Genomic DNA, 17,439 nt, shown 5'->3' on the forward strand with positions numbered 1-17,439 from the left:
CTACCCCTGCGGCCATTAATTTCAAGTAAATATTGATAACCGCTGCTTTAAAATGTTCAGTCTATAATTTATAGATGTTTTCCGCAGGGTAGATACCGCTGCGGAGCGCACACGACTAAAATGCTGTGTATCAACACTTGATACAATACGTCAATGATAGTGAATCCACAGCTTTTAGAGGTTGAATGAATTCAATTTAAATTACTCGCTGTGGATTTGTATCGAGATGTACAAAGTGAAATAAGTTAATGAAAAGTAAAACGATACTATGGGTTGCTAGATGCATTATCTATGTCGCATTTGAAATAGGGTAAAATACTGTATCTTGATGCCATGAAAACTCCGGGGTGCTGATAAACGGATAAAACATTTGTCTTTAATCAAGGTGAAAGGCCACATAAAATCTGGTCATTTCGCGACGTAAAATTCGGTGGTAAGGAAAAAATTATCCCAAACTACTAAGCCTCAAAATATTATAACTTATCGGGAATGCTCTATACCGGTTTAGATCCTTTAGATCAAGAATGTTTCACCTGTTTTTTCTACCTGGTTTTTCCTTGTTCTTCACATAAATGAGCTTGTTCTTACTCTTTGGATTTAATCTTTGATCCAAGTCAAATTTTCCGATAGACTTGATCAAAGGTGTTAGTTTTTCAAATCCATAATTTCTAGAATCGAAATTGGGTTGCTTTTTTAGGAGCAAGCTGCCTACATCGCCCAAAAATGCCCATCCGTCCTCATCAGATAAATCTGAAATCGTAGTGGAAATCAACTTTATATCTTTAGGGGTAATCGTCTCAAGACTTTCGTCAGCTTTTGTATCGGTATCTTCTTTTTTCTCTGTTTGGCTTCTTAAAATTTCGATATAAATGAATTTATCGCAGGCAACAATAAAAGGAGTGGGGGTCTTTTTTTCACCAATTCCAATTACTTGCATTCCCGCTTCTCTCAATCGGGTAGCCAATTTTGTAAAGTCGCTATCGCTTGATACGAGACAAAATCCACTTACCTTTTCAGAGTAAAGAATGTCCATGGCATCGATAATCATTGCCGAATCTGTCGCATTTTTCCCAGTTGTGTAGGCGTATTGCTGTATGGGTGTAATTGCATTTTGAAGCAGTAAGTTTTTCCATTTTGATAAATGGGGCTTTGTCCAGTCACCATAAATCCGCTTGATTGTGGGATTTCCGTATTTGGCAATCTCTTCCATCATTTCTTTTACATGAGCGGAAGGTATATTGTCGCCATCAATTAGTACAGCTAAGTTTGTATTCATAAGGGGGTTTTTATTTCGTGGGCTAAGCTACTTTGATTTTTACAGAAATTCTTTCAGAAGTGTAAATTTAGGATTATAAAATTAGCGGAAGCTGCGCATTTTCATCTGATTTTAGTTGGCAGAAACGCGCGTTTCAAATACGTTTCAAAAAGAGTGCTGACCCTGCTTCTGTCTTATAATTTCTTCTGCTCTAATTAGCGAGTTATTCACATTGGCCAAAAAGTTATCTCTTTCCAAAACGGCAAATTAAAATTAAGAAATAGGGTCTTTGCCGCTAAACTTGTATTTTTGTTACTTACCAGATATGAAGAATCTTATCACATTTTTGCTTTTTATTGGCGGTCTTATTTTTCTTACCAGTTGTGGAAAAGAAGTGATAGATCATAGATGGAAATATATGGGAGACTGGGAGTTTACAGTCCACAAATCATCCTTTAATGTAGATAGCATTGGTTCTTCATCGCAGGAAAATTTCACTTATAATGGAGAAATAGTTATCGCAGATTGTTGTGATAAAATTGGGATTCATTACGGATCTGAAGATATTCTCATTGCAAAGCTTGACAGAGATGGAAATCTTTATGATTTACCATCAGATCACTGCCGTGGCGTATTTGATGGTACCGACAGAGTGCACATATATTTGCGATGGGGAGGATTAGGCGGCGGCATTAGTCATGTTGTAGATGGAGTAAGAAAGTAGCTTGCCCGACTGAATGCCTCACTGAAATTCTTTTCCTTATTTTTGTGCCTTTCCGGCAAATTTGATGCAATCAATTTCTACAGATAAGGCTATCCTTTTCAATTCATTTCAAACTTCCATTGGTGAGATAGAATTGCCTGCGCGATTTACTTTTCCATTTTATTATGAGCCCCATCCGCTCTCTGTGATTGCTGCAGGAGAACTGCAACAATTCATGCAAAAACAGGAAGCTTGGAGTGATAAGTTTGGTTTGAATGCGGAAGATAAGCCCCTTAAAACCGGCAAAATGTTCGGCGTTTTGGTGGTTCAGAATGAAGTTGGCGAATTGGGCTATCTGGCTGCCTTTTCGGGAAAGCTTGATGGGCCAACAAATCATTTCGTTCCTTTTGTGTACAACCTTCCCGAAACTGATAATTTTTACACCAAAGGGATGCGGGTTATTGAAAGTTTGGGTGTGCAAATCAATGAAGCCGGGAATTCGCCGGAAATGGCTAAAACGAAATCAGATCTTGAGAATTTAAAGGCTTCTGCTGAAAAGGAAATAGAGAACTACCGGGTTGAAATGCGCAATGCCAAGGCTGATAGAAAAAAGCAACGCAAAGCGCTGGAAAATTCAAATAGTGAAAGTAATGCGGAGTTTCTGATGGAAAAACTCGCAAATGAAAGTCGGCATCAGCGGTATTTATTAAAAGCTTTGGAGGCTGAATGGCAATCTAAAATTCAAGGTGCGCAAAAGAATTACGATGTGTTTAAAAACGAGCTCAATAGACTTATTGAAGAGCGTGCCCTATCTTCTGCCGATCTTCAAAAACAACTATTTGACAAATACCGGTTTTTGAATAGAGCAGGAGAGTCTAAAAGGCTAACCGAAATTATTCAAGCAGACGGATTGCCGCCATCGGGAGCAGGAGATTGTGCTGCCCCAAAGTTATTGCAATACGCTTTCGCGAATACCCTCAAGCCTATTGCCTTGGCAGAGTTTTGGTGGGGAGCATCACCTAAAACGACTATCCGCCATCACAAAAAGTATTATCCCGCCTGCAATAGCAAGTGCAAACCTATTTTGAATTTTATGCTCAAGGGAATGCCTTTAGATCTCAACCCCATGTGGATTGAGCACGGCCAAAACAAAGAACTTATAACAGTTTACGAAGATGATTACATCTTGCTTGTGAATAAACCCTTCGGTTTGCTTTCGGTACCGGGTAAGGAGATAAACGAATCGGTTGCGAGCCGCATGATTGAAAAGTACGGTGAAAATCCGCCAATGCTCGTGCATAGATTAGATATGGATACTTCCGGATTGCTCTTGCTCGCCAAGTCCACAAAAGTGCACAAGAATTTACAAGCCCAGTTTTTAAAACGCACTGTAAAAAAGCGGTATGTGGCACTGCTTGAAGGAGAATGCAGCCTCGCCGAAGGCGTAATTGACCTGCCACTTCGGGTAGACCTTGAAGACAGACCCAATCAAATGGTTTGCTACGCCCATGGTAAGCGTGCTGTAACCCAATTTGAGGTAACTGAAATAAAAAACGGCAAAACCCGAATCAACTTTTTTCCACAAACCGGCCGTACCCATCAGCTACGTGTACACGCCGCCCACCCACTTGGCTTGAATTGCCCGATTGTTGGTGATATTCTTTACGGAACAGACAACGATAGAATGCATCTTCATGCCGAATATTTAGAATTTAAACACCCGGAGACACGAAAAATGGTTTCTTTTGAAGTAAAAGCTGAATTCTAATTTAAGACCTCACCAATGATTATCAGACAAGCTACGAAGGCAGATTCAGAGGTTTTAACAATATTGATTATGCTCGCCCTGGAAGCTATGGTATATGAATTTATAGCAGAAAAGAATTTCGAAAAAGGGATTGCTTTTTTGAGCCATTTCACCAAAAGCGAAAACAATCAATATTCTTATCAAAACTGTTTTGTTGCGGAAGTGAATGGAGCTGTGGTTGGAGCTGTAAATGCTTACGATGGTGCGCATTTAGATGTCCTCCGCAAACCCGTTTTAGACTTCGTGTTTAAAACAACGGGTAGAGCAATAAAGGTCGGAGATGAAACCCAGGAAGGTGAGCTTTACATTGATACCCTTGGTGTAAATCCAAATTATCAAGGTCTGGGAATCGGTTCTGCACTCGTAAATCATCTGATTGATAAAATTGTTGTTCAAAAGCGCCAAACTCTAGGGTTGCTTGTAGATGTTGATAACCCAAAAGCCAGGAAATTGTATCTAAAACTCGGTTTTAAATCAGTGGGTTATAAAACGCTTTTTGTTAAAGAGCTTGAGCATTTGCAAATAAGCCCGAAAGCCAATTAATTGGAAATTTCCTGTCATTATTTCGTATATTTATTTCGTTTAACTGATGATATCCTATTAAAATGAAAATATATAGCTCTATTTTATTTTGCATTGCTTTTATATTTGCCACATCTGTCACAGCCCAGCAATGGCTTGATAAAACATATGATTTTGAAGTTTTTCCCGATTCAGTATATGGTTACGCCACCAATTTCTATGGGGGTACCGATACGCTGAAAATGGATATTTACAGCCCAATTTGCGATGACTCATCACACGTTTCACGGCGACCATTACTTGTTTGGATTCACGGAGGAGCTTTTTTGGTCGGCGATAAAAGCGACAATAGTATTGTAAATCTCTGTGAAGAGTTTGCCAAACGCGGGTATGTTACGGCGAGTATCGATTACCGTCTGGGCTTTGTGTCTGACGAAGATTCTCACGAATGTAATTTCCCGAATTACGAGTGTCAATTTGCGGCAGATAGTGCCGAGTGGGCGCGTGCATATTACCGATCTGTGCAAGATGCCAAAGGTGCAATACGGTATCTGATCAATAGAAATTCTGGTTTCAGGATTGATACAAACAATGTCTTCATAGCCGGCGAAAGTGCAGGTGCATTCGTCGCGCTTGGTGCCGCACTGATGGATGATGATGGTGAACGACCAATACAAACATTTGCTACTTCTGATGTTCCGATTCCCGGAAATTACGCTCTGAATTGTGCTTATAATCAAGATGTTGAATTCCTTGGAGAAACCATCGCCCGACCTGATCTTGGTTTCATAGAAGGAACTATTGAGCCTTCAACTGTTCAATACACAATAAAAGGAGTCGGTAATATGTTCGGCGGAATGTTTGGCAATTTACTAGCTATCGACAATGCTGCAGTAAAGCCTGCCATTTATTCTTTTCACCAACGTTGCGATTTGGTTGTGCTTATTGATAGTGGTTTTGTGTTTCAAGGCGCATCGTGGTGTCTTACCAATGGGTATAATTGCTTTGCCTTCGCGAATAATAATGTAATGCTTTATGGAAGCCGAGCTATTCGCAACTGGAATGAAACAAACAATTACGGCTATACTCTTGAAAGTGACTTTACTTCAGTTGAGTTTCCCTACAATTTTTGGTTTGGTGAAGGAAGTTGTATAGATCAGGGATTAAATGTAGGCTGCCACGGATACGCCAATAAAGCGTTGCGTGAAAATAATTTGGCTGAATTTTTTACTCCTCTTATTACCACATTCCCCATTTGCGATCCTGCGATAGTTTCATTGGTTGAGCCAGTGCAACAGATTGATTTTGCAATTTTCCCTAACCCGGTAAATGTCATGCTATCTGTTAAAAGCGAATATTCGGGTCTGCTTCAAATCAGAGTTTTAAACCCGATGGGAAGGATTGTTATAATAGATGAATTCAATTATACCGGGTTTGCTCAAATAGATTTAAGCAGACTCCCGAGCGGAATTTATTTTATGGAAATGAAAACTTATTTTGGAGTGCAGGTTTTTAAAATTGTGAAGGAGTAGCTCTAAGCACTTCCTAGCAATTTGTTGCGAATAAAACGTACTATTTAATTAGAATAACGTAGAGATTATTATTCTTATTATTTGTGTTTATATCAACCCTAACTTATATATTTTGAAACACTTTCAGCTCGTTTTGCTTTTCTCTTTTACATCGATACTTGTTAACGGACAAAGCACTCATAGCCTCGATTTTAACCGTTTTGGATTGCGTGCAGGAGCAAACTTTGCGCACATAAACTTCTCAAAAGGAGAGCCACCAGCTGATACAAAGACCACCTGGCAACCAGGACTTGTTGCGGGCGTTTATATCGCCATGCCCATCTCTAATAAGCTTGCCATTCAACCGGAGTATCTCTTCTCTCAAATGAATTCAGCGGTAAAAGAAAATGACGTCCTCATTAAACTAAATTACTTATCACTGCCTGTTTTTTTGAAATTTCAACTCACGGAGCAATTGGCGTTAATGGCCGGGCCACAGTTTGATTTGCTAATAAGCGCAGATGGAAATTTCGGAACGAGTCAAAAACTTACACACGATGTGGAAGAGAGCAGCATTGCTGCTACAGTTGGGTTAGAATTAACACTTTATAAAACGTTTGCAATGAGTGGTCGTTACATGCAAGGCTTAAACCATATTGGAATAAAACAAAGTGGTACGGTGCAAGAATTTAAATTTGAAATGGTGCAGATTTCTGCATCTTTCAGTTTTTGATAACGCCAAGAGATTTAAATCGGGGTTTTACTTAAATCTAATGCAAAAGAAAATCCGGTACGCGTTCGCACCGGATTTCCTTGCTATGAAACAGAAAAACTATCAGAGCCTGCTTAGAGTGAGACGATGAAAGATGCAGGCTCTTGTTTTAATGCGACTAATGTACAAAATAATTCGAGGAATCAAACATTTTTTCTGATTAATGATGACTCTAAATTAAGATAATACCATCTTAAATAGCCGTGTTTTAAAGCGATAGTCACATCAAAAAATCAAAGAATCGTATATAATTTAGGCGCAAACGCTGAACTTCTCAATTAAGTTGATCTACGAAGATTCTGAAAATTCGGGTACTTCCACAGAATAATCAGATTTTAATAGTGCTGCTGATTTATAGGATTGGGTTTTATACCTTGCGCCGCAAAAAATCATGAAAAAATTACTCCTCTCACTTTTTGTTTTGATTCTCTTGGCCACTTGTTCATCACCCAAAACCGAATCAATTCAAGAAAATCTAGCCGGCTTATGGTCGCTTAAAGCAATGGACATTCAAGATTCTATTGGCGTTTGGCACCAATGGAATGGCGGCATGCAGGGATATTTACTCTACGATGGTCTCGGACATGGAGCGCTGCATTTGCTTACAAAAGACTATGAAGACTTTGATATTTCATTTAATAATTTTGATGAGTCAGCCCCTTTAGAAGCCTTGCGGCATCTCAACAATTCGTATGTTTATATTGCAAACTACCGGGTGTTAACGGATGAAGGAATTGTAGAACACGAGCGTATATCGCATAGCAATCCGGGCGATTGGGGAAAAATCGTAAAGCGCAAATTCTCATTTAATGGAGATACGCTAATTCTGCAACCAGTGGAAGATGAGAATGCTGCTCTGCGGTTGAAATGGCTGAAAGAGAAATAAAACCAATTTTACTTTTCAGGGATTTGAATACCATGCTTTTTCAACTTTTTCAAATTTAAATGCCCGCCAAATTTTTCATTGAGTAAAGTTAGCTTTGGATGAATATACCTCTTGCAAAATAACGCATCCGGTCTTGTGAAAAAGTAGTCGGTAAATTCAGGAATATTTTTTTTAAAAGTGTGAAAATAAAGTAGCTCGGTAACCAATTTTTCATGGCGCATTTCCCCGAAATGGGACAATATTCTTCCTGCTTTTGCATATTGATCTTCGCCAAAAACATAAACTGCCGAACGGTATTTTTGTCGCATACGATGAGATGATGAACTGGAATGCGTCAAGAGATGAATTTCCAAAATATCGTGAAGCGAAATAATTTCCGGATTGAAATGTATGATTATGGCTTCTGATAATTTTTCAGGAAGATCGGTTGCGCTAATCCATCCTTGGTCAACTTTCTCAATACCTTTTAGAGAAGCAAAAACGCCTTCGGTGCACCAATGACACCCACCGCCAAGACCAATATTTAAAAGTGGGCTCATATCTCACCAAGCATTTCAATGAGATGGTAGTCGAGGCGAAGCAAGGCTCTATTTGGGTCTGATCCAAAAATACTGTCAACAACAATTCCATCTGCATTTACCAAAATCCAGTGTGGAGTGCCGGCGCCCTTGTAATCGTGAAAAGTTGCAGAAATACCGGTATCATAAAATATTGGAAAACGGATGTAAAATTCATCTCGTGCAGCCGCCATTTCTTCTGGCGAATATTCCGGTCCTGCGTAATTGGTATGAATACCCAATACCTGAATTGACACTCCGCGTTCAACCACAATTCTATTTGCAAAAGGGATTGCTCGTCCTAAACAACCGGGACAACCAAGGTAGAAAAAAAGAATCAGTAGCGGTTTTCCGACGAACTCATCTTTTTGTGGGACTTCATCGTTAAATATGCTCGCCAGCGACCATCCCGGTAAAGGTTTTCCAATCTCCATAGGTTAGATTTTTCGCAATAGTCTTCTCACAGATTTCAATGGATTATCAAACAGGTGGAATAGAAAATACAGCTGGTTTGATGCGGGTATCTTGTGAATGCGGTTTGAGTAACAAAACTTAGATTTGAATAGGAAATTCCAAAATTAAGTTAAGCGACAAAAAAGCTCAAGAAGGCTGTCCTTAAGGTGCTACAGCACTCACATTACGTGCCAGCTCTGCTTCATCATCCATAGATCCCATTTTATTGTCAAAGTAAAGCAATGATTCATCAGTAGCTTTTTCACCACCTGCAATCTTGAGCATATCGAGAATATCCATAGCAAGGGTTTCTTCTTCAATCTGCTCTTTTACAAACCATTGCGCAAAGTTATAAGTTGCCCAGTCTTTCTCATTCTGGGTAAGACTTACAATTTCATAAATGGCAGTTGAATTATCTACTTCGTGTTTAAAGATGTTTTCAAAGCAATCAAGCAGGCTTTTGGGATCTTTTGGGGGAGCGCTCAAAGCTGAAATTTTTGCGCGGCCACCACGGCTCTGAATATATTGTATAACTTTCATCATGTGGTTGCGCTCTTCCTGCGAATGTCTGAATAGCAAATTTGCCACTCCCGCATAGCCCTCTTCATCGGCCCAGGTGCCGTACGATAAGTAGATTTGAGCTGCATTGGCTTCTTTTAAAACCTGATGATTTAGAATTTCTTCAACTTTTTTTGACAGGCGTTTGGTCTTCATTTTATTGTAGTTTAATTAGTAAAATTTGTCTTGGTGTTACAACAAGGTAAATTCAATGTTTGTTCAGAGTAATCTTTACGCTTCCGCGAAAGCGTTTTAAAAATCTATCTTCGCAGTCAAATTTTTTCGACATGTCAAATTACATTGGTAAGATTACCGCAATTTCAGTTCACAATATTGGAAACAAAGCCAAGGAAGAGGCGATGGTGCTTTCTGAAAACACGCTTGATCTCAACGAAGAGCTTACGGCTATTCTGGAAAATTATTTCAATAGCGCCTTTAAGCCAATTGAGTCGTTTGAGTTTTTCAATGAAAATAGCCTCGACTATAATGTGGCGTATAAAACAAGCGAGGGCATTTTTGAGAAGCCTGAAACCCTTCATGAAGCATCTAAAGAATACGCCCGCAAGCTTTTTGAAGTGCAAGATCATCCCAATATCAAGGGCGGTGAGTTTTATACCGTTTACTTTAAAGACTGCACCTTAAATGGTGAGGTGGTGGATGCTGTGGGATTGTTTAAATCTGAAAATAAAGACACTTTTTTAAGGGTGCGCCAAAAGGCCGGCGATTTTATTGTAGAGCCGCAAACGGGTATCAACGTTAAAAAACTTGACAAGGGCTGCATTGTTTTTAATTCAGAAAAAGAAAATGGATACGTAGTTACGGTTGTTGATAATACCAACAAAGGCGGTGAGGCCCGCTACTGGATTGACGATTTTTTGCAAGTGAAAACAAAAAATGATGCCTACCATAAAACTGAAAATGCACTATCAATGTGCAAAAGCTTTATCAATGATGCCCTACCTGCCGAGTTTGAGGTGAGCAAAGCCGATCAGGCAGATTTACTCGCGCGCACAGGCCAGTTTTTTAAACAAAACCAAAATTTCAATCTCGAGGAATTTTCAAACGAGGTGATAGAGCAACCGGAGGTGAAGGAAAAATTTAGTTCTTTCAGAAATCAGTTTGAGTCGGCTCACGATTTGCAAATAGAAGATGGTTTTGATATTTCGGCACCGGCAATTAAAAAGAACTCCAAAGTGTTTAAGAGCATAATCAAGCTCGACAAAAATTTTCACATATACGTACATGGAAACTCAAACCTCATAGAGCGCGGCAACGAAGACGATGGCCGGAAGTTTTATAAAGTTTATTTTGATGAGGAGAACTGATTTAGTCTCGAATCTTTTTGGTCGTGAGTCTCTGGTCACGAGACGCGAGAAGAGCAACAAGCTGGATTAGCGTTTCCGCACTTCTCTTTGCCGACCGAAAGGGAATGCGCATGGATGGATATTCATCCAATGTCATTAAGTTAGGGTTTTTATTGTAATAGGTTGATGCATACGAAACAGCGATGCTTTTAAAGGCCTGAAAGGCTGACATTTAATAGCCCAGGGTGCAGCGTAGCGTAGTTATTGAATGTCAAGAATTTAGGTTTTGGCGACATTTTTTGCCTTTTTTGCAAAAATGGTGTCAAAACCGTTTCGAAATGATTATGTTTCATTTTGTGCCGCAGTATCCGAGATCCGCTCCGCTGGGTATTCACCCTGCGGTTAAAAACTGGTGATATTCAGCAAATTATAGCCCGCAGCTTTTCACATCCCCATCGTAGGGTATCAAACCTGCGGATAAATCTTGCCATTAAAACATCAAATTCTCTCAATCCAACACAATTCAAACACATAAAAAAAGCGCAATGGAATTTCCATCACGCTTTAAGTTTTCTAATCTTATCCACTCACAGAGCGTCAAAGTCTCCCTCGCGACTCGTGACTAAAAACCCACAAACTTCTAAGCTCGTGACTTAAAGGACTCGAGACCTTTAAAGAGAAAGTTTCTTAGCTACATCCTTAGGAATTGCATTCTTATTCAGGTAAATATTCATCGTTTTAAGGCGCACATACGCTTCACTGGCGAAGAAATATCCATCCAGATTATTGTACTTGGTACCCCACGAGTTTTTTACGATATAATATTTATCGCCATTTTGATCTTTTACAATCCCGGTAATCTGCATGCCGTGGTCATCGGTAGTTTCCCAGTTATCAAAACCGTCCTGACGCATATCCTGTGTTACTACTTTCTGTTCTACAGGCACTTCAAATGCATTTGAAATTTTATCGGCACCGGCATCGTTAAATTGCTGGTTGTCTTTTCCTTTTATCTGAATGGTAGATTCATCTTTTGGAAGTATAGCAAGTCCTTCGCGAAAAGCAAATCCTTTCTCCGATACATCGGCACCCCAGGCAAATGAGTAGCCATTCATCAAAGCCTCGTCTATTACCTTCATCATCTCATCGATTGGCAGGTTATAGCTCTGCACATGCAACCAGTTGTCCGGAATTTCCAATACAAATTGTGAGTAAAAATCGTGATGTGTATAGCTCGTAAGCGAAACATAGTCATCCATGTCCAATCCAAGTTCTTTGGCATAAGATTTCGGCGTGTAAGTCTTGCCTTCGTATTCAAACTCTTCAGGCATATCTCCTAAATACGCATCAACTACCGCATCGTAACCCACTTTCCAGTTTTTGGTCAGATTTTTTTGCTTGTCTTCAATTACTGCATCTACATATGCCGTAAGTATATTGTCAAGCTCGGCGTGATTGTGCTCTGTTTGGTCATCTTTTAGTCCATTATAAGCTGCTTCCGGCACCATTCCGTATTTTTTCCACACGTGGGCGGCATCAACAAAAGCACCACCGGCACCAAAATTCGTTTTGCCGTGCATACGTACGTATCTGTCTGCCTTGTCTTTGTAAACGTGGTTTACCACGTACATTTCGCTCAAATCTTGCTTTCCTTTACCGGTTCTGATAAGTTCGCTTTCAAAAAATGCCAAAGCCGAAAAACTCCAGCAAGTACCAGTTCTGTACTGGTTTTGAACGTCAGTTGCTTCAAGGTCTTTTACAACTGTAAAATCGTACCCGCTTTCGGGTTTTAATTTAATGGTATTCCCATCTTGGGCTGTAGCGGTGGCCACCATTAAAAGTGCACCCGCAGCCAGAATTAATAATTTCTTCATCTGTATTTATCAATTATTATTTAGAGCCGGCAAGATACAAAATTCAATATATGTTGTTAGATGGTAAAGCTTCCGCAAATGGAATGACAATATGCCCGAAAACCGTAATTTGGCACCAATGATTATGGAGAATACAGAAACAATTAAGTTTGTCAAAGAATCAATTCCTTACAGTGAAACTGGTTTCTATGGTAAAATGCCTCTTGATTACCTTTCGGGAAATGAGAATCTTAGACCGTTTTATGGTCGCCTTCCGGCAATAGAATCTTTTGAAGAACAAATGGTAGAAAAGTCGAAGAATTTCGGAAATCGACAAGCACTCGTTTCTGCACTTTCTAATCAATACGCTGCAGCGAAACTCAAATCACCTGCGCTTGACTTGTTAAAGTCTGATAATTCGTTTACTGTTACCACGGGTCATCAGGTTTGTCTTTTTACCGGCCCACTTTATTTTTTCTACAAGATTATTTCAGCCATTAATACCTGTAAACTTCTCAAAAAGAGGCATCCCGAAAAGGATTTCATTCCGATATTCTGGATGGCAACCGAAGATCATGACTTTGAAGAAGCCAATCATTTCTTTCTGCCTTCCGGCAAAATAGAGTGGGAGAGCGGTCAGGGAGGAGCTGTGGGGCGCATGAAAACGGTAGGCATGGACGAAGTTGCCGATGAGCTAATCGACAAGATAGGTATTGGATACACTTCTGCCGAGCTCAATTCACTATTCAAAAAAGCTTACGTCAATCACGAAAATATTGCTGATGCTACGCGCTATCTCGTACATCAAATATTTGGCCGCCACGGTGTGCTTGTAATTGATGCAGACGACGCCGAGCTTAAAAAACTCGCCATCCCCGCTTTTGAAAAGGAAATTTGCGACAATATCTCCTTTAAGGAAATGACAAAAACAAATCAGGCACTTTCTGATAATGGCTTTGATTTACAGATAGTTCCGCATAAGATTAATTTATTCTACCTCGATGAACAGTTGCGTGAGCGGATTGAAGAAACCGAAGATGGAAAGTATCAAGTTGTACATACCAATACTGTTTTTACGAAAGAAGAGATTCTAAAGGAGTTAAAAGCGCATCCTGAAAAATTTAGTCCGAACGTAGTTTTACGTCCCCTTTTACAGGAAATAATTTTGCCTAACCTCGCCTATGTCGGCGGTGGGGGTGAGTTGGCTTATTGGTTTCAGCTTAAGCATGTATTTCAGGCTTTTGATGTTCCCTTTCCTATATTAATGCTTCGCAATTCGGTAATGGTTATTCCCGATAAAGTGAAAGAAAACATGGATCAACTGGGAATCGGAATTAGAGACCTGTTTGGCGACGGTCAAAAACTGGAAGACAAATTGGTGCGCGCCGAAACGTCAGAATCGCTTGAACTCGATAATGAGCGCGAGCGGCTCGAATTGCTTTTTATCGATATGGAAGCCCGTTTGGGAAAAATCAATCCTGACTTGAAAAAATCTGTTCAAAGTGGTTTTGCCCGAACGGATAGAGTCATTAAAAATCTCGAAAAGAAAATGATGCGAGCCGAGCGCAAAAAGCAGGAAATCCTCATCAATAGATTACATCAAGTGCGCGAAACGTTGCTGCCCCGCAACGGACTACAAGAGCGAAATATGAATTTCGTACCGCTTTACCTGGAATACGGATCACAATTTATAGATGGCTTAATAGAGGTTCTTGACCCTTTTCAAAATGCATTTAGCGTGCTTGGGCGTCGCTCGTAAAACTTCTTAATTTTTAGATTTCTATTTTGTCGGACTGTAAACCGGTTTTCTTGAGCACGCACGCCGCTTCTATGTGAATTGCCCTAGGCAACTAATGCAGTTCTCTCACTTTGGTTCTATGACTCTATCGCTATGTGGTTAAAAATTTTATTTTGCATGTTCAAAATACACGGCATTCATTTTAAAGTTTAAATTGGCAATTTGAACGTACTACAATTAAAAATAGGAAATGAAAAGATCCGTTTGGGTTCAAAGCATGACCTTTTAATTTTTTCTTAGTGTTAACTTAACACAAAGAAAAATTTCCTATTTTAGCCCCTCGTTATAATCCAATCGACTATGATTAAAGTTTACACCAAGAGCTGTGCATTAATTTTTGCCTTCACTATCCTTTGTATATCAGCATATAGCCAGAATATTACCGGTACCGTTTACGACGAAAATGGTGCAACCCTTCCCGGGGTTACTGTAAGAATTCAAGGTACAACCAAGGGTGATGCAACTGATTTAGAAGGGAAATTTAACATTCAGAACGCACCTGTGGGCGAGCAAACGCTTGTTTACAGCTTCATTGGGTATTTAGAAGCAACCTCCGTTATAAATGTTCCTGCCAGCGGAGCAGTAGTATCTGACAAAAACATGGAAGTAGATTCTAAAATGCTGCAAGAATATGTGGTAGTAGGTTATGGAGTGCAGCGCAAACAAGAACTTACAGGCTCCATTTCGAGAGTTGACGGGAAGCAAATTACAGATATTCCGGCACCGAGTTTTGAAGCTGCCCTTCAGGGAAAAGCAGCCGGTGTGCAGGTTACTCAGGGTAGTGGTCTTGCAGGTAGTGCATCTGTGGTGCGCATTCGGGGTATCGCTTCCATTTCAGCTTCGGGCGACCCGCTTTATGTTGTAGATGGTATTCCTATTACGCAAGATTATTTTTTGAATGGCAATCGCGGAGCAATGAATAACAATCCGCTTGCAACCATCAATCCAAACGATATTGAGGATATTCAAGTACTTAAGGATGCGGCGGCTACAGGAATTTACGGTTCGCGCGGTGCAAATGGAGTTATTCTTGTGACTACTAAAACCGGTTCCGGAAAAGGGTGGTCTTTTGATTTTAATACAAGAATTGGAGTATCTGTACCAACTGAGCGACCGAATATGCTGAATAGCGAAGAGCTGCTTCAAATATATCAGGAAGCATGGGAAAATGATGGGAATGTGGGGCTGGCTCCATTACGAGGAGCAAGAACGTGGGAGCAAGCTCGGAATACCGATACAGACTGGGTGGATGAAACGATTCACACCGGCTTTAAGCAGTCCTATAACTTGGGTGCAAATTATGGGTCGAAAAGGTTAAAAGTTTTTTCGTCAATAGGCTACGACGACAACGGGAGCTATTTAATTGGCAATAGTTACGTGCGTTCCTCGTTCAGAGCAAATGCCAGCTATGAAATAAGTAAAAAAGTTACTGTCTCTGCAAGTACCTCTTTCAGTCAGGGAGTTAACAACAGGGTTGATGCCGCCTGGAGCGGTGGTCTTGGAGATGCGATGTCAACCGCACTTCCTTACTTTCCTATCTTTTACGAAGACACCGTGTTTAGTGGTACCGATATCTTGCACCTACCGGGCGATTATTTTGTTGATGGCTCAAATCCAGTTAGGAAAAGAGAATTGCAAGAATGGCGCACAACAGAATTCCGGTCAATCAATAATTTATCTCTGGTATACAAGCCTATTGACAAGCTCTTTGTAAAAGTTTATGCCGGTTATGACTACATGAATTTGAAAGATGATAAATTTCTGGACGCCCAATATAGAAACGTAACTAGATTAGATACGCTCAATAGTCTAGCCGAACGATGGGAAAACACAACCAATAATTACAATGTTAATGCTACCGCTACTTACTTTCACGATATTACTGAAGATCATAAATTAACCTATTTGGTGGGGGGTGAATATCAACAGTCGGAAACTGTTGCTAACCCTCGTAGATTTAGACAAGATGAATTTGTAGAAGGGACTTTTTACGATAACAATAATCTGCTCGATCAAATACTCATACCGGGAGTACCTTTCGCAGACAGACCTTTAGTAGATTCAATACCCGCCATTGCTGGTTATGAGAGCGATGATGATAATAACACCCTCGAGAAATATAATTTCATCAGCGCGTTTGCTCGTATTAACTACGCTTACAAGAATAAATACTACGCCCAGGCAAGCTTCAGGACCGATGGCTCTTCTCGCTTTGGAGAAAATAAGCGTTTTGGGTTTTTCCCATCGGCATCGGTTGGCTGGGTGCTAACTGAAGAAACCTTTATGACCAATATCAAGAATGTTTCTTTCTTGAAATTGCGTTCAGGTTGGGGTATAACCGGAAATGCGGCTATTCCAAACTACCAGCAATATGGGTTGGCCCAGACTGCTTCAAATGGTTACAACAATGAGGATTTTAGATACTTGTCCGTCGCTGCTAACCCCAACCTTCAATGGGAAACTTCCAGCACGGTAGATTTTGGTATTGAGGCCGGATTCTTTGAAGATAGAATTACTACCAGTTTATCCTTCTATCATAAAAGTACGACAAACGTTTTGCTCAATATTACCCCACAAGTTAGTACAGGTTTTCAGGGCTTCTGGGACAATGTAGGCGAAATAAAGAATCAGGGTATTGAGTTTCAGGTTACTTCTGTAAATTTCAGTAAAAAGAATTTTACTTGGAAAACAGATTTCAATATAGCTTACAACTATAATGAAATCGTGAGTATAGGAAGCTATTCTCCAGATGCGATTAGCGGCGGTACAAATGATACTCGAGTTGTGGTAGGTAAGCCCGTTGGCACCAACTTTCTGGTACAGTTTTCTCACATCGATCCAGAAACAGGACGAAATGTTTATCTCGATATCAATGGAAATGAAACCATGGAATGGGATCCTGCTAATAGAATTGCAGTAGGACGAGTGCTTCCCAAGGCAATAGGAGGAATAACAAATACATTTGTAATTGGTAACTGGAATATTGGTTTAGTGCTGGTTTATAGTCTGGGTAGCAATATTTATGATTCATCAGCTAAGCGTCAACTCGGAGTGGTTTCAGAATGGAACATGCGTACTGATATTTTTGACCGCTGGCGCCAGCCGGGCGATGAGGCAGATTATGCGCAGGTATCTTTGCTTAACGAAAATTACGGGTTGGATGATGCTTTTAACAACAATACTACCCAGTTCTTAAAAGATGGAGATTATCTCCGTGTTCGACGTTTGAGTGTGGGATATAATTTTCCGAAATTTAAAATGGGAGCAGCTCAATTTCAAGGTGCCAGCGTGACGTTATCGGCTGTTAACTTCCTTACTTTTACAAATTTTGATGGTTTAGACCCGGAAATTGCCCGCGATTTTGAAAATGCTACTGATAGAAATATGAGTCCCAACATTTCCTACTTAACACCTCCTCAAGAGATGTCATTTAATCTTGCTCTAAACCTTCGATTCTAAG

The 17,439-nt window shown here is 40.1% G+C and carries 14 protein-coding genes; 9 read left to right on the top strand and 5 right to left on the bottom strand.

Features of this window, described 5'->3' with window-relative positions:
• Positions 1-529: 529 nt before the first annotated feature.
• Positions 530-1,276, bottom strand: coding sequence for an NYN domain-containing protein (locus G3O08_RS09545; RefSeq protein ID WP_163285139.1), 747 nt, complete (start codon positions 1,274-1,276; stop codon positions 530-532).
• A gap of 304 nt (positions 1,277-1,580) precedes the next feature.
• On the opposite strand from G3O08_RS09545, the gene G3O08_RS09550 reads away from it, so the two are divergent.
• From G3O08_RS09550 to G3O08_RS09575, 6 genes are all read left to right on the top strand, one after another.
• Entirely contained in the window at positions 1,581-1,979 is a 399-nt protein-coding gene (locus G3O08_RS09550) for a hypothetical protein (RefSeq protein ID WP_163285140.1), read from the top strand.
• Positions 1,980-2,043: 64 nt separating this feature from the next.
• Positions 2,044-3,726: an RluA family pseudouridine synthase gene (locus G3O08_RS09555; RefSeq protein WP_163285141.1), complete on the top strand. Its 1,683-nt coding sequence runs from the start codon at positions 2,044-2,046 to the stop codon at positions 3,724-3,726.
• A 15-nt stretch (positions 3,727-3,741) separates the two neighbouring features.
• Positions 3,742-4,308, top strand: a complete 567-nt coding sequence (locus G3O08_RS09560; RefSeq protein WP_163285142.1) for a GNAT family N-acetyltransferase — start codon at positions 3,742-3,744, stop codon at positions 4,306-4,308.
• Positions 4,309-4,370: 62 nt separating this feature from the next.
• Positions 4,371-5,819, top strand: a complete 1,449-nt coding sequence (locus tag G3O08_RS09565; RefSeq protein ID WP_163285143.1) for a T9SS type A sorting domain-containing protein — start codon at positions 4,371-4,373, stop codon at positions 5,817-5,819.
• A 112-nt stretch (positions 5,820-5,931) separates the two neighbouring features.
• Positions 5,932-6,531 (top strand): porin family protein, encoded by a 600-nt coding sequence (locus tag G3O08_RS09570; RefSeq protein ID WP_163285144.1) that lies wholly within the window; start codon positions 5,932-5,934, stop codon positions 6,529-6,531.
• Between the two features lie 430 nt (positions 6,532-6,961).
• Complete coding sequence (locus G3O08_RS09575) at positions 6,962-7,456, top strand: lipocalin-like domain-containing protein (protein ID WP_163285145.1); 495 nt, start codon at positions 6,962-6,964, stop codon at positions 7,454-7,456.
• Positions 7,457-7,464: 8 nt separating this feature from the next.
• Here G3O08_RS09575 and G3O08_RS09580 read toward each other — a convergent pair whose 3' ends face one another.
• From G3O08_RS09580 to G3O08_RS09590, 3 genes are all read right to left on the bottom strand, one after another.
• The gene (locus G3O08_RS09580) at positions 7,465-7,995 is read right to left on the bottom strand and encodes a peptide-methionine (S)-S-oxide reductase (RefSeq protein WP_163285146.1); all 531 of its coding nucleotides are present in this window, start codon (positions 7,993-7,995) and stop codon (positions 7,465-7,467) included.
• Positions 7,992-8,447, bottom strand: coding sequence for a TlpA family protein disulfide reductase (locus G3O08_RS09585; RefSeq protein ID WP_163285147.1), 456 nt, complete (start codon positions 8,445-8,447; stop codon positions 7,992-7,994). The genes G3O08_RS09580 and G3O08_RS09585 overlap by 4 nt, the downstream gene beginning before the upstream one ends.
• 181 nt (positions 8,448-8,628) lie before the next feature.
• A complete protein-coding gene (locus G3O08_RS09590) occupies positions 8,629-9,180 on the bottom strand; it encodes a ferritin (protein ID WP_163285148.1) in 552 nt (183 codons plus the stop codon).
• A 131-nt stretch (positions 9,181-9,311) separates the two neighbouring features.
• On the opposite strand from G3O08_RS09590, the gene G3O08_RS09595 reads away from it, so the two are divergent.
• Positions 9,312-10,349: a nucleoid-associated protein gene (locus G3O08_RS09595; protein WP_163285149.1), complete on the top strand. Its 1,038-nt coding sequence runs from the start codon at positions 9,312-9,314 to the stop codon at positions 10,347-10,349.
• Positions 10,350-10,999: 650 nt separating this feature from the next.
• On the opposite strand, the gene G3O08_RS09600 is transcribed toward G3O08_RS09595, so the two are convergent.
• A complete protein-coding gene (locus G3O08_RS09600) occupies positions 11,000-12,202 on the bottom strand; it encodes a C1 family peptidase (RefSeq protein ID WP_163285150.1) in 1,203 nt (400 codons plus the stop codon).
• 91 nt (positions 12,203-12,293) lie between these two features.
• On the opposite strand from G3O08_RS09600, the gene bshC reads away from it, so the two are divergent.
• Positions 12,294-13,940 carry a bacillithiol biosynthesis cysteine-adding enzyme BshC gene (gene bshC, locus G3O08_RS09605; protein WP_163285151.1) on the top strand — a complete coding sequence of 549 codons (1,647 nt, stop codon included), beginning with the start codon at positions 12,294-12,296 and terminating at the stop codon, positions 13,938-13,940.
• 339 nt (positions 13,941-14,279) lie between these two features.
• On the top strand, positions 14,280-17,438 hold the full coding sequence (locus G3O08_RS09610; protein WP_163285152.1) for a SusC/RagA family TonB-linked outer membrane protein: 3,159 nt from the start codon (positions 14,280-14,282) through the stop codon (positions 17,436-17,438).
• The last annotated feature ends 1 nt before the right edge of the window (position 17,439 follow it).

Source organism: Cryomorpha ignava (genome assembly GCF_010686655.1).
Taxonomy (GTDB): domain Bacteria; phylum Bacteroidota; class Bacteroidia; order Flavobacteriales_D; family Cryomorphaceae; genus Cryomorpha; species Cryomorpha ignava.